Raw genomic sequence first — 25,742 nt, forward strand, 5'->3', positions numbered from 1 at the left:
AGGCCCCCGGCGTCAGCGGACGCCGGAAGGCAAATGGCGGCATCAGCCGTTTTCGGGATCGAGCAGCTTGTGCATGTGGACGATGAAATAGCGCATGTGCGCGTTGTCGACCGTCTGCTGCGCCTTCGACTTCCAGGCCACGAGCGCAGACGCATAGTCGGGATAGATGCCGACGATGTCGAGCTTGTCGAGGTCGCGGAACTTTACGTCCTTCAGCGTGGTGAGCTCGCCGCCGAAGACGAGGTGCAGGAGCTGCTTGCTGTCGCCAGTCTCTGTCATTTTCATCTCATCGATAGTGGTATTTTTCACACAGGGTTTGAGCCATCCGGACGAAAAGGTCAATGGCCGTCAAGGCCGCCCGCGGCGCTTATCAACCTTCCAAGCCAGGCCGATCCCGCAGCGCAGAGCACGCCGTGGCGCACGTCGGGGCGATTGTAGGTGAGCGGCCTGCCGTCGAGATCAACGAGCCCGCCGCCAGCATTGGCGAGGATCAGGTCCGCGGCGGCGAGATCCCAATCCTGCGAATTGGTCTTCACCAGCGTGCCGTCGATCCGGCCCTCGGCAACCATCGCCAGCCGATAGGCGAGCGAAGGCACGTGGGGGATGCGTTCGACCGCGCCGAGTGCCGCCGTGTCGAGCCGGGAAACCATGTCCGCCGCGGCCGCGAGCCGCAACGGCTGCACCCCGTCCGGCGCGGCGACGCGGACGGGGTTGCCGTTCTTCAGCGCCGGGCCGCCCTCTGTCGCGGCGAACACTTCCTTCAGAGCGGGGGCGAAGAGCACGCCGGCCACCGGGCGGCCCCGATGGACCACCGCCGCGCTCACGCACCAGAGGTCGCTGCCGGCGATGAAGGCGCGGGTGCCGTCGATCGGGTCGATGACGAACAGCGTCTCGCAGGACAGGCGCGCCGGGTCGTCGTCGGTCTCCTCCGACAGCCAGCCGTAGTTCGGCCGCGCCTTCAGGAGCATCGACTTCAAAGTATCGTTGGCGGCGATGTCGGCGGCGCTGACGGGCGAGCGGCCCTGGTTCTTCCACCAGACGTCCGGGTCCTTGCGGAAATAGGACATGGCGATCTCGCCGGCCGCCAGCGCGGCCTCGTGCAGAAGATCGAGGTCGTCTGCCCAACGATATCGGGTGTTGCCGGCCGGCGTGTCCATCATCCGTTTCGCTTCCGGGGCGCGCCGTGGCGCCCAACATCTGTCGCGGCGCTCGATTGCCGCCAAAGACGGCCTATTCAAGGCCGCCGCCGAAGAAGGGCAACGGCGCGTGTCTAGAGGCCGGCCAGCGTCATGCCCTCGATCGCCAGCGTCGGCGCGGCGACGCCGAACTTGCGGTCGATGTCGCTCGCCGGCGTGATCCGCAGGAACATGTCGGCGAGGTTGGAGGCGATCGTCACCTCGGAGACCGGATAGGCCAGTTCGCCGTTCTCGATCCAGAACCCGGAGGCGCCGCGGCTGTATTCGCCGGTGACCATGTTGGCGCCGTGGCCGATCAGTTCGGTGACGTAGAAGCCGGTGCCGACGGAGCGGATCAGTTCCTCCGGCGACATCTCGCCGGGCTCCAGCGCCAGGTTGGTGCTCGCCGGGCCGACGGTGGTGCCGCCGCGGACGCCGCGGCCGTTGGTCTTCAGGCCCAGCTCGTTCGCCGTCGAGGTGGAGAGGAACCAGTGGTTCAGCACCCCATCCTCGATCATCACCAGGCGTTCGCCTCTGACCCCTTCGCCGTCGAAGGGCCGCGAGGACGAGCCGCGCACGACCAGCGGGTCGTCGGTCACCGAAAGCCCGGCCTTCAGGACCTGCTTGCCCATCTTGTCGCGCAGGAAGCTCGTCTTGCGGGCCACGGAGGCCCCGTTGATGGCGCCGGCGATATGGCCGGCGATCCCGCGCGCCATGCGCGGATCGAAGACGACGGTGACGTTCTTCGCCGTCGGCGCCTGCCGGGGGTTGAGGCGCTTGACGGCGCGCTCGCCGGCAGTGCGGCCGATCTCGGCGGCATCGCGCAGTTCGGCGAAGTAGAGCCGGCTGTCGTAGTCGTAGTCGCGCTCCATCTTCGTGCCTTCGCCGGCGATCGCGCTGACGGAACGGCCGAAGCGGCTGGCGCTGTAGGCGCCGGAAAAGCCGTGCGAGGTGACGAGCACGAGGCCGCCCATGCCGGCAGACGCGCCGGCACCGCTCGAATTGGTGACGCCGGCGACGTCGAGGGCGGCGGCCTCCATGGCGAGCGCCGCCTCGGTCAGGGTGTCGGAGGAGATCTCGGTCGGATCGAAGAGATCGAGATCAGGCCACTCGCGCGCGAGATCGGACGGATCGGCGAGCGAGGCGAAGGGATCCTCCGGCGAGGCCTTGGCCATGGCGACGGCGCGCTCCGCCAATTGCTGCAGGTCGAAACCCGGATTGGCCGAGACGCTGGCGACGCGCTTGCCGACGAAGACCCTGAGCGAGAAATCGTCGCTCTCGGAGGCCTCGGTTCCCTCGACCTTGCCGAGGCGCACCGAGACGGACCGGGACGCGCCGCGGACGACGACGGCATCGGCGGCATCGGCGCCCGCCTTGACGGCACGGTCGATCAGTTCTCCGGCACGAGCGAGAAGGCTTCCGGAATCGATGGTCTCTGACATGATTTGGCCTTTCATTCCTGTCCCATTTATTGTGCAGTGGCTGGGGCATCAAGGGCTGGCCTGTGATTCTTGCCTCCCGCCAATCCACATACCGAAGGAATCCCATTCGCATGGCCGATACGCATGCGCTGTTCGCCGAAGTATTGATTCTCCTCGGGGGGGCCGTTCTGGCCGCCCCGATCTTCAAGCGCCTGGGGCTCGGAACGATTCTGGGCTACCTGGCCGCGGGCGTCGTCATCGGCCCGATCCTGCACTACATCCACGACGGCGAGGAAATCCTGGGGGTGGCCGAGCTCGGCATCGTCTTCCTGCTGTTCCTGATCGGCCTGGAGCTGCAGCCCTCGCGGCTGTGGCAACTGCGGCGGGAGATCTTCGGACTGGGAACGGTGCAGGTCATGACGACCGGGCTGGCGCTGACGGCGCTGGCGTTGCTGATCGGCGTGGAAGGCTGGCAGGCGGCCCTGATCATCGGCTTCGGCCTCGCCCTGTCCTCCACCGCCTTCGCGTTGCAGATCCTCGACGAGAAGGGCGACACCAACACGCGCTACGGCCAGCGCGCCTTCTCACTGCTGTTGTTCCAGGATCTCGCCATCGTGCCGCTGCTGGCGGTGATCCCGCTGCTCGCCAAGCAGGCGCCGGAGGATACGACCACCGCCTTCCAGGACTTCATGGTCGCGATCGCCGCGATCCTGTCGATGCTGGTCATCGGCCGCTACGTCCTCAATCCGCTGTTCCAGGTGATCGCCCGGACCGGCGCGCGCGAGGCGATGATCGCCGCCGCCCTCTTCGTCGTGCTCGGATCGGCGACGCTGCTGCAATTCGCCGGCCTCTCCATGGCCATGGGCGCCTTCCTCGCCGGCGTGCTGCTGTCGGAATCCTCCTACCGCCACGAGCTGGAAGCCGACATCGAGCCGTTCCGCGGAATTCTGCTCGCGCTCTTCTTCATGGCCGTCGGCCTGTCGCTCGACATCGACGTGGTGTACCGCAACTACCAGGTCATCCTCGTCGCGGTGCCGGCGCTGATGGTGGTGAAGGCGATCGTGATCTACCTGATCTGTCGCATGGGGCGCTCGCCGCACAACGATGCGGTGCGGGTGGCGCTGCTTCTGCTACAGGGCGGCGAGTTCGGCTTCGTGCTCTTCTCGGCCGCGGCCAGCGCCGGCGTGTTCTCCTCTGCCGTCGCCTCCCTGCTCGTCGTCATCGTCACCGTGTCGATGGCGCTGACGCCGATCGCAGCCCTTCTCTCCAGCGTGCTGATCAAGGACGACGCGCGCGAGGAGATCGAGGAGGACTTCGAGGGCGCGGGTTCGGACGTGCTGATGGTCGGCTTCTCGCGCTTCGGCCAGATCGCCTCGCAGATCCTGCTCGCCAGCGGCCGCGACGTGACGATCATCGACTTCTCCGCCGACCGCATCCGCCAGGCGGCGAGCTTCGGTTTCCGCATCTATTTCGGCGACGGCACGCGCAAGGAGGTGCTGCGCGCCGCCGGCATCGAGCGAGCCAAGATCGTCGCCGTCTGCACCCACAAGGCCGAGATCACCGACCGGATCGTCGACCTGGTGCAATCGGAATATCCCAATGCGCGGGTGTTCGCGCGCTCCTACGACCGCATCCATACGCTGTCGCTGCGCTCCCGCGGCGTCGACATGGAGGTGCGCGAGACGTTCGAGTCCGGCCTGGTCTTCGGCAGGCGGACGCTCGAGGCGCTGGGCGTGGCGGACGAGGAGGCGCTGGCGATCACCAACGACATCCGCCGCCGCGACGAGGCCCGCCTGAACCTGCAGGCGGCAGAAGGGCTGGCCGCCGGGCGCGACATGCTGCATTCGCGCCCCGTCCGGCCGGAGCCGCTGATCAAGCCGAAGCACACCGAGCAGATCGCCGACGAGGAGGACGACCTGATCGTCCCGGAGACGCAGCCGGCGATGGACTGAGAAACGTCCGCCGCGGGACCGCGCGCCGGCGCTCCAGGTTGACTGCCTGCGCGCGGGCGGCCTTCAGCCGCGCATTCTCGCATGGCGCTCGAACTGGGCTTCGAGCGCGCGCTTGAACTCCTCGCGGATGCCGGCCGTGTGCTCCAGGATGTCCTTGGCCCGCAGGAAATCGAGGACGCGGAAACGGCCGACCTCGGGGCGGAAGAAGAGGTCGGGCGCGCCCTGCTTCAGCTTGAGATTGATCATCGAGCGCATCGTCAGCTGGCTGGCGCCGTAGAGGCTGTCGATGCTGTTGGGGATCTGGCCGTCGTCGCCGGTCGGCCGGCCCACGACGTCGACGCCGACGGTGATGTCGGCGGTGCCGGCGACGTGGTCGAAGGGGACCGGGTTCCACAGGCCGCCGTCGACAAGCACGCGCCCGTCGATCCTGACCGGCAGGAACAGGGCCGGCAGCGCGGCGGAGGCGGCCAGCGCCGGATAGAGCGCGCCGGTCTCGCAGACGCGCTCGCACTGTTCGTAGAAGTCGGCCGCGATGACCTTCAGCGGGATCTTCAGCTCCTCGAAGCGGTCGGGGATGCCACGATGAAGAAAGGCCCGCAAGACGCGCTCGAGGTTGAACTGGCTGATGCGCAGGCCGTTCGACCAGAAGTCGGACAGCGTCGCCGGGCGCAGGCCCCAGATGCGGCCGAGCGCTTCGGCCGGCCGGCCCACGGCGTCGAGCGTGTGTTCGCGGATCTCGCGGCCGCTGAGACCCGCCGCCATCGCCGCCCCCATGATCGCGCCGATGGAGGAGCCGGCGATGAGCTGCGGGCGGACGCCGAGTTCGTCCAGAACCTCGATCACATGGATATGCGCCAGTCCGCGCGCGCCGCCGCCGCCGAGCGCGATCGATACGGTCGGCGTCGCGGCCGGTGCAGGGCGTTCGGAGGGCAGCGGTTCGCGGGCGTCGTTCGGCATCGAGGCTCCTTGGCGAAGGCTTCGTTCGGGCGGCGTGTCGTGCCGTCCGATGCACACATGATCGGCGTACCCTCGGGTGGCCTGCGCGATCGTTCCACCACGCGCTGCCGGGCCGGAGCTTGCGGCGGCGCGCGCCTGCGATCAGGCGGGCGCGTAGCGGTAGAAGTGCATGCGGGTATCGCCGAAGGTGCGCTCTTCGAGGAATTCGTAGCCCGCGATCGGTGCGGGTGCAACATCGGCGCGCTCTTCGAGGATCGCGAGTGCGCCGGGCACCAGCCAGCCGCCCGTTGCCGCCGCCGCCATCGCCTTTTCGCCGAGGCCGCGCCCGTAGGGCGGATCGGCGAAGAGCAGGTCGAACGGCTCCATCGTCCCGACCGTGCCGAGCGCGGTGGCGTCGCGCCGGAAGATCTTGGCCCTGCCCTGCAGGCCGAAGGCCTCGATGTTGGTGTGGATCAGGCCGCGCCCCTCGACGCCCTGCTCGACGAACAGGGCCGCCCGGGCGCCGCGGGAAATCGCCTCCAGGCCGACGGCGCCGGTTCCGGCGAACAGGTCGAGGACGCGCGCGCCCTCGATGTGCTCGGGATAGCCGTGGCTCAGGATGTTGAACAGGCTCTCGCGCGTGCGGTCCGTCGTCGGGCGGATGTCATCGCCCTTCGGCGTCGCAAGCGGCCGGCCGCGGAATGTGCCTCCGACGATGCGCACGGCGCGTCAGTTCCCCCGGCCGCGGGGCTTGCCGCCGGCCGGGCGTCCGCCCGGCTTGCCGCCTGCCCTGCCCCCGCCGGGCTTGCCGCCGAACGGCTTGCCGCCGGCAGACTTCCCGAACGACGGCTTACCGCCGAAGGACTTGCCGCCGAATGACTTGCCGCCACTGGGCTTGCCGCCGAAACCGCGCTCGCTGCGGCCGCCTGCGGGACGGTCGCCGAAGGAGCGCTCGCCCGCAAACGTCTTGCCGCGCGGCTTGCGGCCGTCGCCGGCGCCCTCGCGGGGCGGGCGATCGTCACGGAAGCCGCGATCGCCCCGGGGCGGCCGGTCGCCGAAATCGCGCGGCGGACGGTCTCCGCCGCGGCCGAAGCCGCGGCCGCCCTCGTCGCGGCCGTGCCGCTCGGGCTCGCTGGCGCGGATCCAGTCGTCGCCGTCCTCGCTGCCCAGCACGCGCGGCTTGCGGCCGCGCTCGGAATCCGGATGCGAGGTGGTCGAGCGGCCGGGCGCCTTCTTGCGGTCGGGATCGAACTTGTAGGTCGTGCGGGTCGCCTCGCCGTCGCGGGTGCGGCCGTAGCGCTTGGTCTTAGGCGCGCCTTCGGGGCGGGCGCGGGGCTCGCGCCTGACCGCCTCTTCGCCCTCGGCCGCCTGTGCCTTCTTCTCGGCGACGGGACGGGCGCCGGGCGCCATCCAGACGTTGGACTTGCGGGCGCGGTTGCCCGGCTCGCGCTTCGGCCTGTCGAAGCGATCCTCGTCGCGGTCACGGCCGCGATCGTCGCCCCCGCGCCTGTCGCCGCTCCGCTTCTCGCCGCCGCGGCCGCCGTCGCGCTTCGTGTCGAGACGGGCGCGCGCCTTCTCGCGGCGATCGCCGTCCTTCTCGCGGTGGTCGCGTTCCCAGCCGCCCTTTTCGGCGCGGGCCGGCTTTTCCTCCTGCTCGCCCTGTGCCTGGTCGAACAAGGGCGCCTCGAAATTGGCCTTGGCCTCGTCGATCAGCCGCGGGCCGAGCTGATCGCGCAGCGTGCGGCCGCGGATTTCCTGGGCGTGGCCTTCCGGCAATTCGCCGAGCTGGAACGGGCCGTAGGAGATGCGGATCAGGCGATTGACCTCGAGGCCGAGCGCGCCGAGCACGTTCTTGATCTCGCGGTTCTTGCCTTCGCGAAGCCCCATGGTGATCCAGACGTTGGATCCCTGCACCTTGTCGAGCGTCGCCTCGATGCCGCCGTAGAGCACGCCCTCGACCGCGATGCCGTCCTTCAGGGCGTCGAGCGCCTCCTGCTCGATCTTGCCGTGGGCGCGCACGCGGTAGCGGCGCAGCCAGCCGGTCGCCGGCAGTTCCAGCACGCGGGCCAGGCCGCCGTCATTGGTCAGAAGCAGCAGGCCCTCGGTGTTGATGTCGAGGCGGCCGACCGACATGACGCGCGGCAGGTCTTCCGGCAGGTGCTCGAAGACGGTCGGGCGGCCTTCCGGATCGGCATTGGTCGTCACCAGCCCTGCAGGCTTGTGATAGAGCCACAGCCGGGTGCGCTCGATGCCGCGGATCGGCTGGCCGTCGACCTCGATACGGTCGGCGAAGGTGGCGTTGAGGACCGGCGTGTCGAGCACGACGCCGTTCACGCTGACGCGGCCTTCCATGATCATCCGCTCGACATCGCGGCGCGAGGCGACGCCGGCGCGGGCGAGCAGCTTGGAAATGCGCTCGGGTCCCTGGGCTGCCGCATGATCGGCGGCACCGGCAGACGCCGCCGGCCGCGGCCTTTCCGGCTTGCCGGACGCAGCCTGCGCGAACGCCTTCTTGCCGCCGGCGGTCTTTTCCGGCGCGCGCTCGCTCCTGGAGGGGCCGCCTGATTTCGCATTGGCGCCGAAGGGCTTCTTGCCGCCCGGCTTGCCGGCACCGGCCTTGCGGGCACCGTCCTGCGGCTTGCGATCACGGTCGAAGGGCCGGGCGCCCGGCCGTCTTGGCTTGTCTTTGGATGTCATTTGAAGTTTGCCTAGCGTTTTGGCGTGTCGTATCAGGTCAGACGGCCCGGGTTAAGAGGAATTCTGAGCGGAAATGTCGAATAGCTTCATGGACGAGGCGCTGGCGGAGGCCCGCGGCGCGGGTGAGCGCGGCGAGGTGCCGATCGGCGCCGTGGTCGTGCTCGACGGCGCGATCGTCGGCCGCGGCGGCAACCGCACCCGCGAGAAGAACGACGTCACCGCCCATGCCGAGATCGAGGCGATCCGCGCGGCGGCCGGCCGGCTCGGGCAGGAACGGCTCACCGGCGCCGACCTCTACGTGACGCTGGAGCCCTGCGCGATGTGCGCCGCGGCGATCTCGTTCGCCCGCATCCGCCGCCTCTACTACGGCGCCGAGGATCCGAAGGGCGGCGGCGTCGACCACGGCGGCCGCTTCTATGCGCAGCCGACCTGCCACCACGCGCCCGACGTCTATTCCGGCATCAGCGAAGGCGAAGCGGCGGCGATCCTGCGGCAGTTCTTCCGGGAGCGGCGCGAGGACGACTGAGCGCAGCCGGCCGCGACGGCCGGGCCGGCGTTCAAGGCTTCGTCGCGCATTCAGGTCGCGCATTCAGGCGGCAATCGCCGTCACCTCGCGCCCGTCGATGACGATGCGGTTGCGGCCGCCCGACTTCGCCCGGTAGAGCTCTGCGTCGGCGCGGCGGAAAAGCTCGATCGCCGCGCAGGGCGCGCTCGCACAGGCGATCCCGATGCTGACGCTCAAGGCCACCGGCTGTCCGTCGGCCACAAGCGTCGTTTCCGCAACGGCAAGCCGCAGGCGCTCGGCGGCCGCGATCGCCGCGCTGCGCCCGGTGTCTACCAGCAGTGCCGCGAACTCCTCACCGCCGATCCGGCCCCAGATGCCGATGCCGCCGATCGCGCCTTCCATGGCGGCGCCGATGCGGCACAGCGCCTCGTCGCCGACGAGGTGGCCGAAGCCGTCGTTGATCTTCTTGAAGTGGTCGGCGTCGGCGACGACCAGCGCCATCGGCCCCTTGCCGTCTGCCGCCGCCTGCTCCAGCGCCGCGAAGAAGGCGCCGCGGTTGAGGCCGCCGGTCAGCGCATCGGTGCGCGCCCTCTCGCCGAGGTCCGCATGCAGGCGCTCGAGCTCGGCATGCGCATCCTCGAGCCGCACATGCATGCGGGCGATCGCGTCGCGCTGGCGGGCGATGACGTCCACCTGATGGAACTGGTAGAGGCTGGCCGGTCCGGCGATGACGAGCGGGCAGAGCACGCTCATCCAGAAGCCCGGCCCGTCCGGCTGGCCGCCCAGCATCGGCACCAGCAGGAGCACGATGCCGACGGACGCCACCACGGACGCCGCCGTCGCGATCGCCGCCTTCACGGCCGTCTTCTTTCCGATCCCCAACATGGCGAAGACGCTATCCGGGCGGCGTTAACAGGTGGTGAGGCCGAGGCGGAATTCTGTCGCGATCGGCCGATAGCGGCGCGCCGCCCTTCGGCCGATATCAGCCGGCGGCGAAGGCCTTCAGGCGGTCGCCGGACAGGCGGTAGCGCGTCCATTCGGACTGCGGCTCGGCGCCGATCGCCTCGTAGACGCGGATCGCCGGCTCGTTCCAGTCCAGCACGCTCCACTCGAAGCGGCCGCAGCCCTCGGCGACGGCGACCTTGGCGAGGTGGCGCAGCAGCATGCGCCCGACGCCGGCGCCGCGGTGTTCGGGGGTGACGTAGAGATCCTCGAGGTACAGTCCGTTGCGGGCCTGCCAGGTCGAGTAGCTGAGAAACCAGATCGCAAAACCCGCCGGCTCGCCGGCATCGGTCTCGCAGATCACCGCGCGGGTGACAGAGCCCGGGCCGAAGATCGACTGGGTCAGCGTTTCCACCGTCGCCTCGACCTCGTGGCCGGCATTCTCGTAGACGGCGAGCTCGGTGATGAAACGCAGGATGACCGCGGCATCGGCCGCGGTCGCGTTACGGATGCGGTAGTTCATGGACGGCCGGACCTGCGGTTAGAAAGGCCACCACTTCTTGGCGCCGGAGTTGGCGACTTCGGCCTCCTTCTTGCGGCGGCGCTCCTTCTTCTTCTCCGGCTCGCCCAGATCGTTCGCCGCCTCCTCGGGCAACTTGCGGTAGTCGAGCGGCGGGTCGCTGAGGTAGCGGCGCTTGTCGGAGTAGAGCCCCTGCTGCAGCTTGCGGGCCTCGCGATACTGCTCCTGCTGCTCCTTGGTGGAGAGCTTGCGATTGGTGCTGAACTGGCTTGCGAGCGGCGAATCGTAGCCGATCTTGCGTTCGTTCTCGTCCGCCTCGGCCCGCAGGCGCTCGCGCGTCTCCTCGGGGCTTTCCACCCATTGCGGATTTTCCTCGGTGGAGGCGAGCGTCTTCTGCGGCTGAACCAGCGCCGCTTCGCCCTGCTTCGGCACCACGAGGCCGCCGCGCGGCTGGTAGGCGATCTTCTTGTCGCCGCCGTTCGGCGGCTTCAGCATCACGGCGTTGCCGATGTCGTCCATCAGCTGCTCGCCGCTGGACTTGTCGGTGCCGTAGGTCGGGCCGCCGATGCAGCCGGATAGAATGGCGCATGCCCCAAGCAGTGCCGCCACGCCGGCGCCCAGTCGAATCTTCCGCGTCATTGCCATGCAAACCCTTCCCAGCAGAGCCGGTGAATCGCGACCATCATGTCCGTCGAATGCCGTGCGTTGGCCGAAAAATCCGACGATTTTCAGGCACGAATACCGGATGAGCCGCAAAAGCGCAATTCATCCGGTCATTTACGCGCCTTGTTCACAACCTTTCGTGATCGCGCCGCTCAGGCAGCGGCGCGAAAGCCGATCTCGCGCAGGGCGGCCGCGTCGCGCGCCGAGACGTCCGGATAATCCGGATCGGAGCCGACGTCGGTGGTGATCCGCCAGGAGCGGGCGCACTTCCTGCCCTCGGCGAGCTTCGGCTCGACGGCGACGCCTGCGACCTCGGCAAGGCGGAACGCCTCGGCCGGGCCCTCGCCGGCGACCAGCGTGATCGCCGAGGTGATGCAGATCTCGGCGAAGTCCTCGCCTTCGAGCGCGGCCACCAGGACCGGATCGTTGACGTGGACGACCGGAGCCGCCTCCAGCGACGAGCCGATCCGCTTCTCGCGGCGCTCGATCTCGAGCGCGCCAGTGACGACGGTGCGCACCGTGCGGATCTTCTCCCACTTTTCCTCCAGCGCATCGTTGCGCCACTCGGCCGGGATTGCCGGGAACTGCTCCAGATGCACCGAGACCGCATCGGGCTTGAGCGACAGCCAGGCTTCCTCGGTGGTGAAGGGCAGCATCGGCGCCAGCCACAGGACGAGGCAGTCGAACAGCTTGCGGATGACGGCGAGTGCGGCCCGGCGGCGCAGGCTGGAGGGCGCGTCGCAGTAGAGCGCATCCTTGCGGACGTCGAAGTAGAAGGCCGACAGCTCGACGTTGGCGAAATCGATCAGCGCGCGGGTGATCTTCTTGAAGTCGAAGGCGTCGTAGCCCTCGCGCACGAGCTGGTCGAGCTCCGACAGCCGGTGCAGCATCAGCTTTTCCAGCTCCGGCATGTCGGCATAGGCGATCTCCTCGCCCTTGTCGTGGGCGAGCGTGCCGAGCATCCAGCGCACTGTGTTGCGCAGCTTGCGGTAGGCGTCGATGTTGGTCTGGATGATCGTCTTGCCGAGCCGCTGGTCTTCCCAGTAGTCGGTCGTCATCACCCAGAGCCGCAGGATATCGGCGCCGGCGTCCTTCATGACGTCCTGCGGCGAGACGACGTTGCCCTTGGACTTCGACATCTTCTCACCCTTCTCGTCCATCGTGAACCCGTGGGTGACGACGGCGTTGTAGGGCGCGCGGCCGCGCGTGGCGCAGCTTTCGAGCAGCGAGGAGTGGAACCAGCCGCGGTGCTGGTCAGAGCCTTCCAGGTAGACGTCGGCCGGCCACTTCAGGTCCGGGCGGTCTTCGAGCGTGAAGGTGTGAGTGGAGCCCGAGTCGAACCAGACGTCGAGGATGTCCATCACCTGCTGCCACCTGGCATGGTCGTGGTCGTTGCCGAGGAAGCGTTCCTTGGCGCCTTCGGCGAACCAGGCGTCGGCACCCTCCTTCTCGAAGGCTTCGAGGATGCGGGCGTTGACCGTCTCGTCGACCAGCACGTTGCCGTCGTCATCGGCGAAGATCGCGATCGGCACGCCCCAGGCGCGCTGGCGCGACAGCACCCAGTCCGGGCGGCCCTCGATCATGGCGCGCAGGCGGTTCTGGCCGGCGGCAGGCACGAAGCGGGTCTGGTCGATCGCCGACAGCGAGCGCGAACGCAGCGTCGTGCCGTCACCGAAGTCCTTGTCCATGGTGACGAACCACTGCGGCGTGTTGCGGAAGATCACCGGCTTCTTGGAGCGCCAGGAATGCGGATAGGAGTGCTTCAGCCGGCCGCGGGCGAAGAGCGCATGGCGGGCGATCAGCGCCTTGATGACGCGGTCGTTGGCATCGCCCTTCTTGCCCTTGTCGTCGATGACGCGGGCGGGGCCGCCCTCGGCGTCGGGGCCGAAGCCCGGCGCGTCGAGGGTGTAGAAGCCGGCGTCGTCGACCGGGAACGGGATCGCCGACGAGATGCCCCGGGCTTCCAGTTCACGCGCCTTGTCCATCCAGGCGTCGAAGTCCTCGCGGCCGTGGCTGGGGGCGGTGTGGACGAAGCCGGTGCCGGCATCGTCGGTGACGTGGTCGCCGTCGAGCAGCGGTACCTTGAAATCGTAGCCGCCGCCGAGGCCGTGCAGCGGATGGGCGCAGGTGACCGCGCCCAGTTCATCGGCCTCGATGTCGCGGACGAAGTCGAAAGTCAGCTTGGCCTTGGCGGCGGATTCCTCGGCAAGACGCTTGGCGAAGATCAGCTTCTCGCCCGGCTGCGGACCGAAATCGTTCTCGGCGGTCGCGACCTCGTAAAGGCCGTAGGCGTAGCGCGACGAATAGGCGATCGCGCGGTTGCCGGGGATCGTCCACGGGGTCGTCGTCCAGATGACGACGAAGGTGCCGACGAGCGCATCCGGGCCCTCCTTGACCGGGAACTTCACCCAGATCATGTCGCTCTCGACGTCGGCATATTCGACCTCGGCCTCGGCGAGCGCGGTGCGCTCAACCACCGACCACATGATCGGCTTGGAGCCGCGGTAGAGCTGGCCGCTTTTGGCGATCTTCATCAGTTCGCCGGCGATGCGGGCCTCGGCGTGGAAGGCCATGGTCGTGTAGGGGTTTTCGAAGTCGCCCTCGATGCCGAGGCGCTTGAACTCCTCGGTCTGGACCTTGATCCAGCCGGTGGCGAAGTCACGGCATTCCCGGCGGAATTCGTTGACCGGGACCTCGTCCTTGTTCTGGCCCTTCTCGCGGTACTTCTCCTCGATCTTCCACTCGATCGGCAGGCCGTGGCAGTCCCAGCCGGGCACGTAGTTGGCGTCATAGCCGCGCATCTGGAACGAGCGGTTGATGACGTCCTTGAGGATCTTGTTCAGCGCATGGCCGATGTGGATGTTGCCGTTGGCATAGGGCGGGCCGTCGTGCAGGACGAACTTCTCGCGGCCGGCGGCGGAGGCGCGCAGCTTCTTGTAGAGGTCCATCTTCTGCCAGCGGGCCACCGTTTCCGGCTCCTTCTGCGGCAGGCCGGCGCGCATCGGGAAATCCGTCTGCGGCAGGTAGAGGGTGGAGGAATAGTCGATCTTCTCGGACGTGTCGTTCATGGCTCAAGCAATCGTTTCATCGCGCGATCTTTCGCGCAGGCGGGGAAGAATTGTCGGTGACGGCGCGGGCGCGTCGGAAACGCCCAAAAACCCGGACCTCCCGGCCTCGCTCAGAGCGCGCGGAAGGCCGGGCCACTAATTCGGGATATGACACAAAAGCTGTGTGGCGCCATGGTGGCGGTTGTTTATGTGTTTTTGGGCGAAAAAGAAAGAGGGGCGCGCCAGGAATAGCAGATCCCGGGCATGCCCGCCGCCGGGCTGCCGCAGGCGGCTTCGGCTCGTCTCAGAACGCGATCTTCGCGTCGATGGCGCCGATCGGGCGCACGCCGGCGAGCAGGGCCCGCGCCTCCTCCTCGTCGCGCTTCATCTGCACGACCAGCGCTTCGAGGCCGTCGAACTTCAGCTCGTCGCGCAGGTGCTCGAAGAAGGACACGGTGCAGGTCTCGCCGTAGAGGTCGCCGGAGAAATCGAAGACGAAGGTCTCCAGCAGGGGCACGCCGTTGCTGTCCACCGTCGGGCGGCGGCCGAAGCTCGCCACGCCGTCGAACAGCGCGCCGTCGCCGCGGCGGAAGCGGACGGCATAGATGCCGTTGCGCAGCGGGACTTCCGGCGGCAGCTGCATGTTGGCCGTCGGGAAACCGAGCGTGCGCCCCAGTTGCTTGCCGCCGATGACCTCGGCCTCGACGGTGTAGTGATAGCCGAGCAGGCCGGCGGCTTCCGTCACCGCGCCCTCGGCCAGCAGCGCGCGGATGCGGCTGGAGGAGATCACCTCGGCATTCTCGTCGCGATAGGCATCGACCAGCGTGACGCCGAAGCCGTTTTCATCGCCGGCGGCCATCAGGAAGGCCGGGCCGCCTTCCCTGCCCTTGCCGAAGTGGAAATCGAAGCCGGTGACGATGTGGCCGGCATGCAGCCATTCCATCAGCACCTGGCGGACGAAATCGCCGGCCGACATCTGCGAGAACTGCCGGTTGAACGGGTATTCGATGACCGCGGCGAAGCCCATGCCTTCCAGGATGCGCGCCTTCAGCGGCGCCGGCGTCAGGCGGAAGACGGGATGATCGGGCTGGAAGACGGTGCGGGGATGCGGCTCGAACGTCAGCACGAGCGCAGGAACGCCGCGCGCCGCGGCGATGTCCAGCGCCCGCTGCAGGACCGACTGATGGCCGCGATGGACGCCGTCGAAATTGCCGATCGCGATGACGCCGCCGCGCAGGTGCTCGGGCAGCGGCTCCCTGGTCTCGTTGCGGTGAAATACGGCCATGGTTCGCTCGTCCGTTACTTGAGGCGCGGCATCCACCATTTGGGCGCCACCTTCTCCCGCGCAAGAAAATCGTCGAGGGCCGCCTCGTCGGTGCGGCCGTCGCGGACATATTCCTCGGCGTGAATGCCGCCGGAAACATAGAGCACGTCCAGCCCGAACGCTTCGGCGCCGCGCACGTCGGTCGGCATGCCGTCGCCGATGGCGATGACGCGCGACAGGTCGAAGCTGCCGCGCACCTCGCGCGCCTCTTCCAGCGTCTTCTCGTAGATCGGGCGATGCGGCTTGCCGGCAATCAGGGTCGAACCGCCCATCTCGCCGTAGATCTTCGCCACCGCGCCCGCGCAGGGGATCAGCCGGTGCCCGCGCTCGACCACGAGATCCGGGTTGGCACAGATCAGCGGCAGGTGGCGCGCCGCGAGCTTCTCCATCTCGGCCCGGTAGTCCTCCGGGGTTTCCTGCTCGTCGTTGCGCAGCCCGGCGAGCACGATGATGCCGGCGTCCTCGGCCGATACGGCCTCGACGCCCAGCCCGTCCAGCAGCGGCAGATCCTTTTCCGCGCCGATGAAATAGACCTTTTCCGGACCCGAGGCGATGAGCGCGCGGGTCACGTCACCCGAGGTGACGATGCGGTCATAGGCTTCGTCCAGCACGCCGAGGCCACGGATTTGCACCTTGACGCCCGGAAACGGCCGCGGCGAATTGGTGATCAGGACAACCGTCAGGCCGGCAGCGCGGGCCTGCGCCAGCGCCACCGAGGCATCCGAAAAGGCCTCGACGCCGTTGTGCAGCACGCCCCAGACATCGCAGAGCACGACGTCGTAGCGATCGGCGATATCGCGGAAGGACTGAATGCGCTTGGCCATGCTTGTTTCCCGATCCAGATGAGCCCGGCTGACATCGCAAAGCTCGACCGAGAAAACAAGGGCCAGACGGCAAAAATGGCAATTAGACCAGCGAGAGCGCGCTCAGGGCATAGCCGGCGACCGCGCTGATCATCAGCGTCCGGACGATGCCGAGCCGCAGGCGGAACAGCATCACGGCGGCCGCCGCGGTCAGCCCCAGCGCCCACAGGTCGATGGAGGCCGGATCGGGCCATACGAGCGACAGCGGCCCCGCCTCCAGCCGCCCCACCTGCCGAAAGACGACGTGCAGCCCGAACCAGACGGCAAGGTTCAGGATCACGCCCACGACGGCTGCCGAGATCGCCGCGAGGGCGCCGGAAAGGGCCGCGTTCGACCGAAGGCGCTCGACATAGGGCGCACCGAGGAAGATCCAGAGGAAACAGGGCACGAAGGTGACCCAGGCGGTGAGGAACGCGCCGATCAGGCCGGCCGCCAGGGGATCGAGGCCGCCGGTGTCGCGGAATGCCGCCAGGAAGCCGACGAAGGACAACACCAGGACGAGCGGTCCCGGCGTCGTCTCGGCGAGCGCGAGCCCGTCCAGCATCTCGCCGGGCTTCAGCCATTGATAGGTCTCGACCGCCTGCTGGGCGACATAGGCGAGGACGGCATAGGCGCCGCCGAAGGTGACCACCGCCATCTTCGAGAAGAAGACGCCGATGGCCGCAAAGGCACCGGGGCCGTCCGGCAAGAGCGGCAGCATGGCGAAGGGCGTGAGCCAGCAGAGCGCGCCGACGGCGAGGATTACGATCGATCCGCCCAGCGTCCGCGGCCTGTCGGCAAAGCCCTCGCCGATCACGGAAGGCTTGTCGGGGGCATGCGCCTTGTGGCCGGCGGGCGGCCGCAGCCAGTCGGGCGACCTGCGGGCGACCACGTAGCCGGCGATGCCGGCGCCTGCGACCACGAGCGGGAACGGCAGCGCGAAGAAGAACAGGCAGACGAAGGCGAGCGCTGCCAGCAGGCGTGCGAACGGCGTCTTCAGCGCGCGGCTTGCGACCCGCACCAGCGCCTCCAGCACGATCGCCAGCACCGCCGCCTTCAGGCCGAAGAAGAGGCTCTGCAGCCAGTCGGTCCGCTGGAACAGGGCATAGGCGGCCGAGAGCGCGCAGATGACGACGAAGCCGGGAAGCACGAACAAGGTGCCGGCCACGATGCCGCCGCGGGTGCCATGCAGCAGCCAGCCGACATAGGTCGCAAGCTGCTGCGCCTCCGGTCCCGGCAGGAGCATGCAGTAGTTCAGGGCATGCAGGAAGCGGCTCTCGGATATCCAGCGGCGTTCGTCGACCAGTTCCCGGTGCATCAGCGCGATCTGGCCGGCAGGCCCGCCGAAGCTGAGGAAGCCGATGCGGGCCCAGACGCCCAGCGCCTCGCGGAAGGCAGGATGCGGCGGCACCGCATCCTGCGCCGTGTCCAAAGTCAGGGGTTTATCCACGGCTGCCGGCATCCTTCCTGCGCGGTGTGTGGGACACCCAGTCGTGCTTCTCGTCCACCGCGTCCCGCGCCCATCGGTAGAGCGCGTCGTAGACGAGCATGCCTGCCTCAAGCTGTTCGAGATCGTCGGCATACATGCGGGAAAGCCCGAGCGAAACGGCCAGCAGCCCGGCCGCCTGCGGCTCGAGATCGGGCCTGTTGGTGTCCGCCCCGCGCACGATTCGGGCGACATGCTCCAGCGGCGGCAGCGCCAGGCCGAACGCCTGCACCATGACGTCGAAGGTGCACAGTTCGCCGCGATGGCTCCAGTGCACGCCCTCGATGTCGAACGGCGTGGCGCCGAAGCGCTCGGCGACCGCCGTCACCTCCGGCGGCGACACATAGAGAAACCGCGCCTCCGGATCGACGAAGCGACGGATCAGCCACGGGCAGGCGATGCGGTCGATCTTGGGGCGCGAGCGCGTGACCCAGAGCGTTCCGCCCGTCGCCTTTCGCTGCGGCAGGCTCGCCACCGGAACAAGCGGAAGCGCCGCTTCCTGCCAGGCGACGACGCCCCCTTCCAGGATTTCCGCCTGAATGCCGGCGCTGCGGAGCAGGGCCGCGACGCCTTCGCTGAGCTTCAGCCCCTTCTGGCAGGCCACGACGACCCAGCGGCCACGGTATTTCGGCGCCCAATCGTCCACGTCCGCGTGGCCTCTCCGGATTGCCGACGGGATGAGCGACGGCGTCGCTTCGAAATCGTCATCGTCGCGCACGTCGACGATCACCGGAGCCTTCGGCGTGCCGATCAGTCGCGCAAGTTTTTCAGGGGAGATTGCATTGTAGGAAGCCATGATACGTCCCTCCATGAGGTGCAAAGGACGCGAAGTTCGGCATGGCGCCTCGTGGGGTGTTCGCAAACCCCATGCCACCGTTAAACCGCTTCCGGACAATCAAGTCAATCGGTTCCAAATGGGAGATCTTTTTTTGAAGCCCTGTTCTTGACTCAATTCGGGCTCAAGCCTATCTCCGCCTTCGCTAGCACTCACCGACCACGAGTGCTAACACCAATCCATCGGACCGTTTCGCGGTTCGAGAATGTCATTCGATCGAGGGATTAGACAATGGCAACCACCAACTTCCGCCCGCTTCACGACCGCGTCGTCGTCCGTCGCGTTGAATCCGAAGAAAAGACCAAGGGCGGCATCATCATTCCCGATACCGCAAAGGAAAAGCCGCAGGAAGGCGAAATCGTCGCCGTCGGTTCCGGCGCGCGTGACGAGTCCGGCAAGGTCGTTCCGCTCGACGTCAAGGCCGGCGACCGCGTCCTGTTCGGCAAGTGGTCCGGCACCGAGGTCAAGATCAACGGCGAAGACCTTCTGATCATGAAGGAAGCCGACATCATGGGCATCATCGGCTGATCGCCGGTTTTCCAAGCCTATCCCGCAAATTCAAGCCGGCAGATCCGGCATTTCGAAACCAGGAGTTTTGAAAATGGCAGCCAAAGAAGTCAAGTTCGGCCGCACCGCGCGCGAAAAGATGCTGCGTGGCGTCGACATCCTCGCTGACGCAGTGAAGGTCACCCTCGGCCCCAAGGGCCGCAACGTCGTGATCGACAAGTCCTTCGGCGCTCCGCGCATCACCAAGGACGGCGTATCGGTCGCCAAGGAAATCGAGCTGGAAGACAAGTTCGAGAACATGGGCGCCCAGATGGTCCGCGAAGTCGCTTCGAAGACCAACGACGTCGCCGGTGACGGCACCACCACCGCAACCGTTCTGGCCCAGGCGATCGTCCGCGAAGGCGCCAAGGCCGTTGCCGCCGGCATGAACCCGATGGACCTGAAGCGCGGCATCGACCTCGCCGTCAAGGAAGTCGTCAAGGACCTCCAGGCCAAGGCCAAGAAGATCAACACCTCGGAAGAAGTCGCCCAGGTCGGCACGATCTCGGCCAACGGCGAGCGCCAGGTCGGCCTCGACATTGCCGAAGCCATGCAGAAGGTCGGCAACGAAGGCGTCATCACGGTTGAAGAAGCCAAGACCGCCGAGACCGAGCTCGAAGTCGTCGAAGGCATGCAGTTCGACCGCGGCTACCTGTCGCCCTACTTCGTCACCAACCCGGAGAAGATGGTCGCCGACCTCGACGACGCCTACGTTCTCCTGCACGAGAAGAAGCTGTCGAACCTGCAGGCGATGCTGCCGGTCCTCGAAGCCGTCGTCCAGACCGGCAAGCCGCTGGTCATCGTCGCTGAAGACGTCGAAGGCGAAGCCCTTGCGACCCTCGTCGTCAACAAGCTGCGTGGCGGCCTGAAGATCGCCGCCGTCAAGGCTCCGGGCTTCGGCGACCGCCGCAAGGCCATGCTCGAAGACATCGCCATCCTGACGGGCGGCACGGTGATCTCCGAAGACCTCGGCATCAAGCTCGAGAACGTCACCCTCGACATGCTCGGCCGTGCCAAGAAGGTCTCCATCTCCAAGGAGAACACCACGATCGTCGACGGCGCTGGCCAGAAGGGCGAGATCGAAGGCCGCGTTGCCCAGATCAAGGCGCAGATCGAAGAGACCACCTCCGACTACGACCGCGAGAAGCTCCAGGAGCGCCTGGCCAAGCTCGCCGGCGGCGTTGCCGTCATCCGCGTCGGCGGCTCGACGGAAGTCGAAGTGAAGGAAAAGAAGGACCGCATCGACGACGCGCTCAACGCGACCCGCGCTGCCGTCCAGGAAGGCATCGTGCCCGGCGGCGGCGTCGCCCTGCTGCGCGCCTCCTCCCAGCTCAAGGTCAAGGGCGAGAACGCCGACCAGGAAGCCGGCATCAACATCGTTCGTCGCGCCCTGCAGGCTCCGGCCCGCCAGATCGCCGAGAACGCTGGTGACGAAGCCTCCATCGTCGTCGGCAAGATCCTCGAAGAGAAGGCCGACAACTACGGCTACAACGCCCAGACCGGCGAATATGGCGACATGATCGCCATGGGCATCGTCGACCCGGTCAAGGTCGTTCGCACCGCGCTGCAGGACGCAGCCTCGGTTGCCGGCCTGCTGGTCACCACCGAAGCCATGATCGCCGAGCTGCCGAAGAAGGACGCTCCGGCAATGCCGGGCGGCATGGGCGGCATGGGCATGGACGGCATGATGTAATCGGATTGCCATCCGGCTACAACCATACGGGGCGGCCTTCGGGCCGCCCTATTTTTTCGTCTACTCAGTTAGCAACTTCGAATTTACTTGATACATTCCATTTTTTTGATGCGACCCATTGCCGGTTGCAGGCAACGCGGTATAGATACCCCAAAAAAATCTAGATGGACTGGAAACGGGAGCAGGGTTCTGGACGCGCGGCGCCGTAGGTGCGTTTCGCGCTATCCGTGTATCCACAGACCCTTTGAAGTCAGCATAACGCATTAATTCAAGTTGTCGGCGCGACGAGGGATCGGGTTGGCTGCTGGCCAGTCATATCCCCGATCGTTTCGACAGCAGTGCCATCCGCATGCCGGCAAAGCCCGCAACTTTGCCGGCATGCTCATTGGGGGACGGTGCGCTTCCTGAGGGATGCGCTGGGGGTCGGGCGGCCGACTGGGGTTTAGTTTGTTCAAGATTGCAAAGTCCACTTACACGATGCCATTCCTTCCGGGATCGGTCGCCTTCGACCACTCGGACAACGAGTGCCTGTCGCAATACTGCGTGACCGAACGCTGGGCCGGGGACCTGTCCAACGGCCTCTTCCAGCTCGGCGAGCGGGCGGCCCGCCTGCACGGGCTGGAACAGCGCAGCTGCGGCCTGCTCAATCTCGTCCGCTGCTATACGCCGCAGGACCGCGCCCACGTGCTCGAGCTGTTCGAGCAGGCGGCCACGGTCTCGTCGTCCTTCTGCTTCTCGACCACGGTGGAGGTCGCCGGCGCGCCGCGGCAACCGGTCATGTGCATCGGCGAATCGATGGGCCTGGAACAGCGCTACGCCGGCGCGATCGTCGGCGTCTTCATCTTTCCGCGCTTCCAGCTCGACAGTCCCGGCGCGGCCGTCCACCAGCAATAGAGCGGGGCCGACGGCGATCCCGTTGCGCGGCGCCGAGGTCCTGCCTCAGGCGACCTTCGAGGTCAGCGCAGCGCGATCGGCGTTTTCCATCGGCGCAGGCCGGCCGAGATAGTAGCCCTGCGCCTGGTCGCAGCCCTCGTGCAGCAGGATGCCGAGCTGCTCCCGCGTCTCGACGCCTTCGGCCAGGACCGGGATCGCCAACGTCTGCCCGAGCGCGACGATCGCCCGCAGGATCGCCTTTGCCTGGGGATTGTCCTCCACCTCGACCATGAAGCTGCGGTCGAGCTTGATCTTGTCGAAGGGGAACGAACGCAGCGTTTCGAGCGACGAATAGCCGGTGCCGAAATCGTCGATGGCGATGGTCACGCCGAGCGAGCGGATCCGGCCCAGGGTGAGCAGCGCGCGTTCCTTGTCGCGGATGATCGTGGTCTCGGTGATCTCCAGTTCGAGCCGGTGCGGGGCAAGGCCGGTTTCCACCAGGATCCGCTGGACGAGATCGGCGACATCGGCGTTGGCCAGCTGGACCGGCGAGAGATTGACCGCGATCTTGTAGGGTTCCTGCCAGCTTGCCGCCTCCCGGCAGGCCTCCCGCAGCACCCATTCGCCGATCGGCAGGATCGCGCCGCATTCCTCGGCGATCGGGATGAATTCCATCGGCGAGACCATGCCGCGCTCGGGATGCTGCCAGCGCAGCAGCACCTCGTATCCCGTCACGACACCGGTCTCGACCGCCTTCTGCACCTGGTAGTGCAGCCGGAACTCGTCGCGCTCGGCGGCAAGCCAAAGGTCCCGTGCCAGCACGCGGCGGCTGCGGGCCGCCTCGTCCATCGAAACCTCGTAGAAGCAGACCGACTGGAGCAGCTCGTCCTTGGCGCGATACATGGCGAGGTCGGCGTTGTTGAGCAACGCCTCGAGATTGTCCGCATCCTGCGGATAGATGGCGACCCCGAGGCTGGCGCCCGGCTTGATCTCGAGACCGTCGATCTCGATCTCCTCGTGGAAGCAGCGCTCCAGCCTCTGGATGAAGTCCTCGAGCTCGGCGATATCCTCGTAGCGCTTGCTGGCGGCGAACTCGTCGCCGCCGAAACGCGCCACCGTTTCGCCCGCCTCGAGGCAGGCCTGCATGCGCTGCGCCAGCGTCGTCAGGACGAGGTCGCCGGCGGCATGGCCGCGGGTGTCGTTGACCTCCTTGAACTTGTCGAGGTCGATGCCGATCGCCGCCACCTTGGTGGACGAGCGCTGCGCATCCTCGATCGCGGCAGCCAGCGTATCGTTGAATTCCGCGCGGTTCGGCAGGCCGGTCAGGCTGTCGTGCCGGGCCATGTAGGCGATCTGCTCCTCGTTTCTGAGCCGCTCGGAGATGTCCTCGTAGGTGGCGACCCAGCCGCCGTCGGCAAGGGTGCGGTAGCGGACCTGCACGGAGGTGCCCGTCGACAGCTTCTCCACGATCGCCCCGCCGCCATCGGCGATGATCTGGCGATGGCGGGCATAGAGCTCGGCCGCCAGCGGCAGCCAGGTGGCGGGCAGGCCATAGCTCTCGGCCATGGCGCGGTCGATCAGCTCCCTGAACGTCGTGCCCGCATCCAGCCGCTCGACCGGAAGCCCGAGGATCTCGGCGCTGCGCCGGTTGGACAGCACCAGCCGCTCGTCACGGTCGAACAGGAACAGGCCCTGCGATATGTTTTCCAGCGCCAGGTCGAGGTTGCGGCTCACCTCGGCGATGCGGTCCGCATCGGCCTTTTCCTTTGTGATGTCCTTGGTGATCTTGACATAGCCCAGCACGGTGCCGTCCGCGTCATGGATGGCATCGATGACAACATGGGCCAGGAAGCGGGTGCCGTCCTTGCGATAGCGCCAGCCTTCCGCCTCGTGCTTTCCCTGCTCGCGGGCGATCTGCAGCGCCTGCTGCGGAATGCCCGCCCTGCGGTCCTCCTCGCTGTAGAAGCAGGAGAAATGCCGGCCGACGATCTCGTGGGCCTTGTAGCCCTTGCTGCGCTCGGCGCCGGCATTCCAGTTGGCGATGATGCCGTCCGCGTCGAGCATGTAGATCGCATAGTCCGACACCCCCTGCACGACGACTGCGAACTGGCGCATGCTCTCGTTCACCGCCGTCTCGGCCCGGCGGGCGAAAACGGCGGTCGTCAGCCCGGTGAAGAGAAGCGAGAAGGCGACGGTGGCGATCAGCGGCACCATCAGCGCGGGCGAGAGCGTCATGCTGTCGAAGGTCACGACGGGTTCCGGCACGACGGTGACCGCGGCCATGCTGACGAAATGCAGCGTCACCACGCCGAGCGCCATCAGCGCGCCCGCGGCGATCCGCGCCCGCGCGCCATGGCGCCGCTGCAGGACGATGAGCGACAGGCAGCAGAAGGCGGCCCCGGCACCGAGCGACACCGCAACCAGCGGCCGGTCCCATTCGATCCGGCCCGGCAGCTGCATCGCCGCCATGCCGAGGTGGTGCATGGTGGCAATGCCGGTGGCGACGACGAGCCCGCCGCCGGCGGCCGCGGCCATCCCCGGCAGGCAGGTCGCAATCGCCGCACCCGCACTCGTCACCACGATCGCGACCGCGAGCGAAACCAGCGTCAGGTGCGCGCCGTAACCCGCCACCACGCCGGGATCGTAGGCGAGCATGGCGATGAAATGCGTCGCCCAGATGCCGAAGCCGCTTGCGACACCGGTCGCGCAAAGCCACAGCGCGCGGGCGCGCCCGGTTGCGGAGCGGGCCTGCTGGAGCAGCGACACCGCGGCGTGACACGCAAGCAGGCAGATGATGGCAGCGAGAAGAACCAACCGCAGATCATGCTCCACGGTGATACAGGTGAGGATGCGCAACATTGAATTTCCGGTTGTCCTGGCGTTTGGGTGCACTCCGCTGGACAAAGCTGAAAAATGGATGAATCGGCGTCCGAATGCGGGACGCGAGCCGTCGCATTCGTCGGAAAATACTTAACGAAAACCGAAGGTCAGGCGGACGGGGACGACGGCCGTGGCCGGCGCGGGCGGCCGCCGGCCGTCAGAGCGTCAACGCCTTCAGGTCGGTCGCCGGATCCGACAGTGCCGCCCTGTCCGGCGTGCGCCCCTGCTCCAGCAGCTTCTTGCCGACGACATAGGCCTTGGCGTCGTTGACCGCGTCGACCGCGATGAAGCGGCCGTCGCGGAAGTACCAGACCGAGACGCTGCCTTCGCGCTGGCCGGGACGGACGAGCGTATCGTCATAGCCGGCGCAGAAGCCGGCGATCTGCAGCTTGACGTCGTACTGGTCGGACCAGAACCAGGGCTTCGGCACATAGGGATCGGTGCCGCCGGCGATGACGGCGGCGGCGGCCTCGGCCTGGTCGACGGCATTCTGCACCGATTCCAGCCGCACCCGGCTGCCCTCGAAGGGAAGTACCGCACAATCACCCATGGCGAAGATCGCAGGATCGGAGGTGCGGGCATGCTCGTCGACGACGATGCCGCCTGCGACCTCCAGCCCCGCCTCGCGGGCGAGGCGATCGTTGGCGGCAACACCGATGCCGACGATGACGATGTCGGCCGGCAGCACGAAGCCGTCTGTGAGTTCGGCGCCGGTGACCCGGCCGTCCTCGCCGATCAGCCGGACGAGGCCGGTCTTCTCGCGGATGTCGACGCCGCGGGCGATGTGGATCGCCTTCAGGATCGTGGCGGTCGCGGGCGAGGCGACGCGCTGCAGGATGCGGTCGGCCATCTCGATGACGGTGACGTGCAGCCCCCGGCCGCGCGCGACCGCGGCGGCCTCGAGCCCGATATAGCCGCCGCCGACGATCAGCGCCCGGCGGCCCTCGGTCATCTCCAGCCCGAGCCGGTCGGCGTCCAGATAGTCGCGCACGGTATAGACGCCCTTGAGGTCGCCGCCGATCTCCGCCGGCAGCCGGCGCGGGGCGGCACCCGTGGCAAGCGCCAGGTGCCCGTAGGAAAGCCGCGTGCCGTCGCCCAGCACGACCGCCTTGTTCTTCCGGTCGATTTCGGTGACCTCGGTCGACAGCCTGAGATCGACGTCGTTTTCCGGGTACCAGGTTTCGGGACGGAAATGCAGGCGGCCGAGGTCGGCCTCGCCGAGCAGGTATTTCTTCGACAGCGGCGGGCGCTGGTAGGGCGGGCTCGCCTCGGCGCTGACGATCGTGATCGGCCGCGTGTCCTTCAGCGCCCGGAGCTTGGCGACCAGGGCAAAGGCGGCCTGGCCGCCGCCGACGACTACCAATCTTCCCGTCACGATGATGTTCCTGCCCTCGTTCTTTTGCCG

21 protein-coding genes are annotated in these 25,742 nt (G+C 67.6%); 5 read left to right on the forward strand and 16 right to left on the reverse strand.

Annotated features, from left to right (window positions below):
* Window positions 1-42 precede the first annotated feature (42 nt).
* From P0086_RS07225 to P0086_RS07235, 3 genes are all read right to left on the reverse strand, one after another.
* Window positions 43-279, reverse strand: coding sequence for a DUF4170 domain-containing protein (locus tag P0086_RS07225; protein WP_112598823.1), 237 nt, complete (start codon window positions 277-279; stop codon window positions 43-45).
* Between the two features lie 59 nt (window positions 280-338).
* Entirely contained in the window at window positions 339-1,157 is an 819-nt protein-coding gene (locus P0086_RS07230; RefSeq protein ID WP_275784434.1) for a 3'(2'),5'-bisphosphate nucleotidase CysQ, read from the reverse strand.
* A 113-nt stretch (window positions 1,158-1,270) separates the two neighbouring features.
* The gene (locus tag P0086_RS07235; protein ID WP_275784004.1) at window positions 1,271-2,617 is read right to left on the reverse strand and encodes a TldD/PmbA family protein; all 1,347 of its coding nucleotides are present in this window, start codon (window positions 2,615-2,617) and stop codon (window positions 1,271-1,273) included.
* A gap of 110 nt (window positions 2,618-2,727) precedes the next feature.
* Between P0086_RS07235 and P0086_RS07240 the strand changes: the two genes are divergently transcribed.
* Window positions 2,728-4,548, forward strand: coding sequence for a monovalent cation:proton antiporter-2 (CPA2) family protein (locus tag P0086_RS07240; protein WP_112598819.1), 1,821 nt, complete (start codon window positions 2,728-2,730; stop codon window positions 4,546-4,548).
* 63 nt (window positions 4,549-4,611) lie between these two features.
* On the opposite strand, the gene P0086_RS07245 is transcribed toward P0086_RS07240, so the two are convergent.
* The 3 genes from P0086_RS07245 to P0086_RS07255 all read right to left on the reverse strand — a co-directional run bounded on the left by P0086_RS07245 (window position 4,612) and on the right by P0086_RS07255 (window position 8,181).
* The gene (locus tag P0086_RS07245; protein ID WP_275784006.1) at window positions 4,612-5,505 is read right to left on the reverse strand and encodes a patatin-like phospholipase family protein; all 894 of its coding nucleotides are present in this window, start codon (window positions 5,503-5,505) and stop codon (window positions 4,612-4,614) included.
* 141 nt (window positions 5,506-5,646) lie between these two features.
* Entirely contained in the window at window positions 5,647-6,207 is a 561-nt protein-coding gene (rsmD, locus tag P0086_RS07250; RefSeq protein WP_112598816.1) for a 16S rRNA (guanine(966)-N(2))-methyltransferase RsmD, read from the reverse strand.
* A 6-nt stretch (window positions 6,208-6,213) separates the two neighbouring features.
* Window positions 6,214-8,181 carry a pseudouridine synthase gene (locus P0086_RS07255; RefSeq protein WP_275784009.1) on the reverse strand — a complete coding sequence of 656 codons (1,968 nt, stop codon included), beginning with the start codon at window positions 8,179-8,181 and terminating at the stop codon, window positions 6,214-6,216.
* 73 nt (window positions 8,182-8,254) lie between these two features.
* Between P0086_RS07255 and P0086_RS07260 the strand changes: the two genes are divergently transcribed.
* On the forward strand, window positions 8,255-8,707 hold the full coding sequence (locus P0086_RS07260) for a nucleoside deaminase (protein ID WP_275784012.1): 453 nt from the start codon (window positions 8,255-8,257) through the stop codon (window positions 8,705-8,707).
* 63 nt (window positions 8,708-8,770) lie between these two features.
* Here P0086_RS07260 and P0086_RS07265 read toward each other — a convergent pair whose 3' ends face one another.
* The 8 genes from P0086_RS07265 to P0086_RS07300 all read right to left on the reverse strand — a co-directional run bounded on the left by P0086_RS07265 (window position 8,771) and on the right by P0086_RS07300 (window position 18,306).
* Window positions 8,771-9,571: a GGDEF domain-containing protein gene (locus P0086_RS07265; protein ID WP_275784014.1), complete on the reverse strand. Its 801-nt coding sequence runs from the start codon at window positions 9,569-9,571 to the stop codon at window positions 8,771-8,773.
* Window positions 9,572-9,668: 97 nt separating this feature from the next.
* Window positions 9,669-10,151 (reverse strand): GNAT family N-acetyltransferase, encoded by a 483-nt coding sequence (locus P0086_RS07270; protein ID WP_275784017.1) that lies wholly within the window; start codon window positions 10,149-10,151, stop codon window positions 9,669-9,671.
* A gap of 18 nt (window positions 10,152-10,169) precedes the next feature.
* Entirely contained in the window at window positions 10,170-10,793 is a 624-nt protein-coding gene (locus P0086_RS07275; RefSeq protein ID WP_112598807.1) for a hypothetical protein, read from the reverse strand.
* A 170-nt stretch (window positions 10,794-10,963) separates the two neighbouring features.
* Window positions 10,964-13,879 carry an isoleucine--tRNA ligase gene (gene ileS, locus P0086_RS07280; protein WP_275784020.1) on the reverse strand — a complete coding sequence of 972 codons (2,916 nt, stop codon included), beginning with the start codon at window positions 13,877-13,879 and terminating at the stop codon, window positions 10,964-10,966.
* Window positions 13,880-14,162: 283 nt separating this feature from the next.
* Window positions 14,163-15,143: a bifunctional riboflavin kinase/FAD synthetase gene (locus P0086_RS07285; RefSeq protein ID WP_112598804.1), complete on the reverse strand. Its 981-nt coding sequence runs from the start codon at window positions 15,141-15,143 to the stop codon at window positions 14,163-14,165.
* Between the two features lie 14 nt (window positions 15,144-15,157).
* Window positions 15,158-16,006 carry a TIGR01459 family HAD-type hydrolase gene (locus P0086_RS07290; protein ID WP_275784023.1) on the reverse strand — a complete coding sequence of 283 codons (849 nt, stop codon included), beginning with the start codon at window positions 16,004-16,006 and terminating at the stop codon, window positions 15,158-15,160.
* An 82-nt stretch (window positions 16,007-16,088) separates the two neighbouring features.
* Window positions 16,089-17,474, reverse strand: coding sequence for a chromate efflux transporter (gene chrA / locus P0086_RS07295; protein ID WP_275784026.1), 1,386 nt, complete (start codon window positions 17,472-17,474; stop codon window positions 16,089-16,091).
* Window positions 17,467-18,306 (reverse strand): sulfurtransferase/chromate resistance protein, encoded by an 840-nt coding sequence (locus P0086_RS07300; protein WP_275784029.1) that lies wholly within the window; start codon window positions 18,304-18,306, stop codon window positions 17,467-17,469. The genes chrA and P0086_RS07300 overlap by 8 nt, the downstream gene beginning before the upstream one ends.
* A gap of 270 nt (window positions 18,307-18,576) precedes the next feature.
* On the opposite strand from P0086_RS07300, the gene groES reads away from it, so the two are divergent.
* From groES to P0086_RS07315, 3 genes are all read left to right on the forward strand, one after another.
* Window positions 18,577-18,873 carry a co-chaperone GroES gene (groES, locus tag P0086_RS07305; protein WP_112598799.1) on the forward strand — a complete coding sequence of 99 codons (297 nt, stop codon included), beginning with the start codon at window positions 18,577-18,579 and terminating at the stop codon, window positions 18,871-18,873.
* A 73-nt stretch (window positions 18,874-18,946) separates the two neighbouring features.
* Window positions 18,947-20,584: a chaperonin GroEL gene (gene groL, locus P0086_RS07310; protein WP_275784033.1), complete on the forward strand. Its 1,638-nt coding sequence runs from the start codon at window positions 18,947-18,949 to the stop codon at window positions 20,582-20,584.
* Window positions 20,585-21,031: 447 nt separating this feature from the next.
* Window positions 21,032-21,478, forward strand: a complete 447-nt coding sequence (locus P0086_RS07315) for a hypothetical protein (RefSeq protein ID WP_275784036.1) — start codon at window positions 21,032-21,034, stop codon at window positions 21,476-21,478.
* A 45-nt stretch (window positions 21,479-21,523) separates the two neighbouring features.
* Here the strand turns inward: P0086_RS07315 and P0086_RS07320 are convergent, their stop codons facing one another.
* Both P0086_RS07320 and P0086_RS07325 read right to left on the reverse strand, forming a co-directional pair.
* Window positions 21,524-24,316, reverse strand: a complete 2,793-nt coding sequence (locus tag P0086_RS07320; RefSeq protein WP_275784039.1) for an EAL domain-containing protein — start codon at window positions 24,314-24,316, stop codon at window positions 21,524-21,526.
* Window positions 24,317-24,494: 178 nt separating this feature from the next.
* On the reverse strand, window positions 24,495-25,712 hold the full coding sequence (locus P0086_RS07325) for an FAD-dependent oxidoreductase (RefSeq protein ID WP_148178704.1): 1,218 nt from the start codon (window positions 25,710-25,712) through the stop codon (window positions 24,495-24,497).
* Window positions 25,713-25,742: the final 30 nt, after the last annotated feature.

This window comes from Mycoplana sp. MJR14 (assembly GCF_029210525.1).
Lineage (GTDB): Bacteria > Pseudomonadota > Alphaproteobacteria > Rhizobiales > Rhizobiaceae > Mycoplana.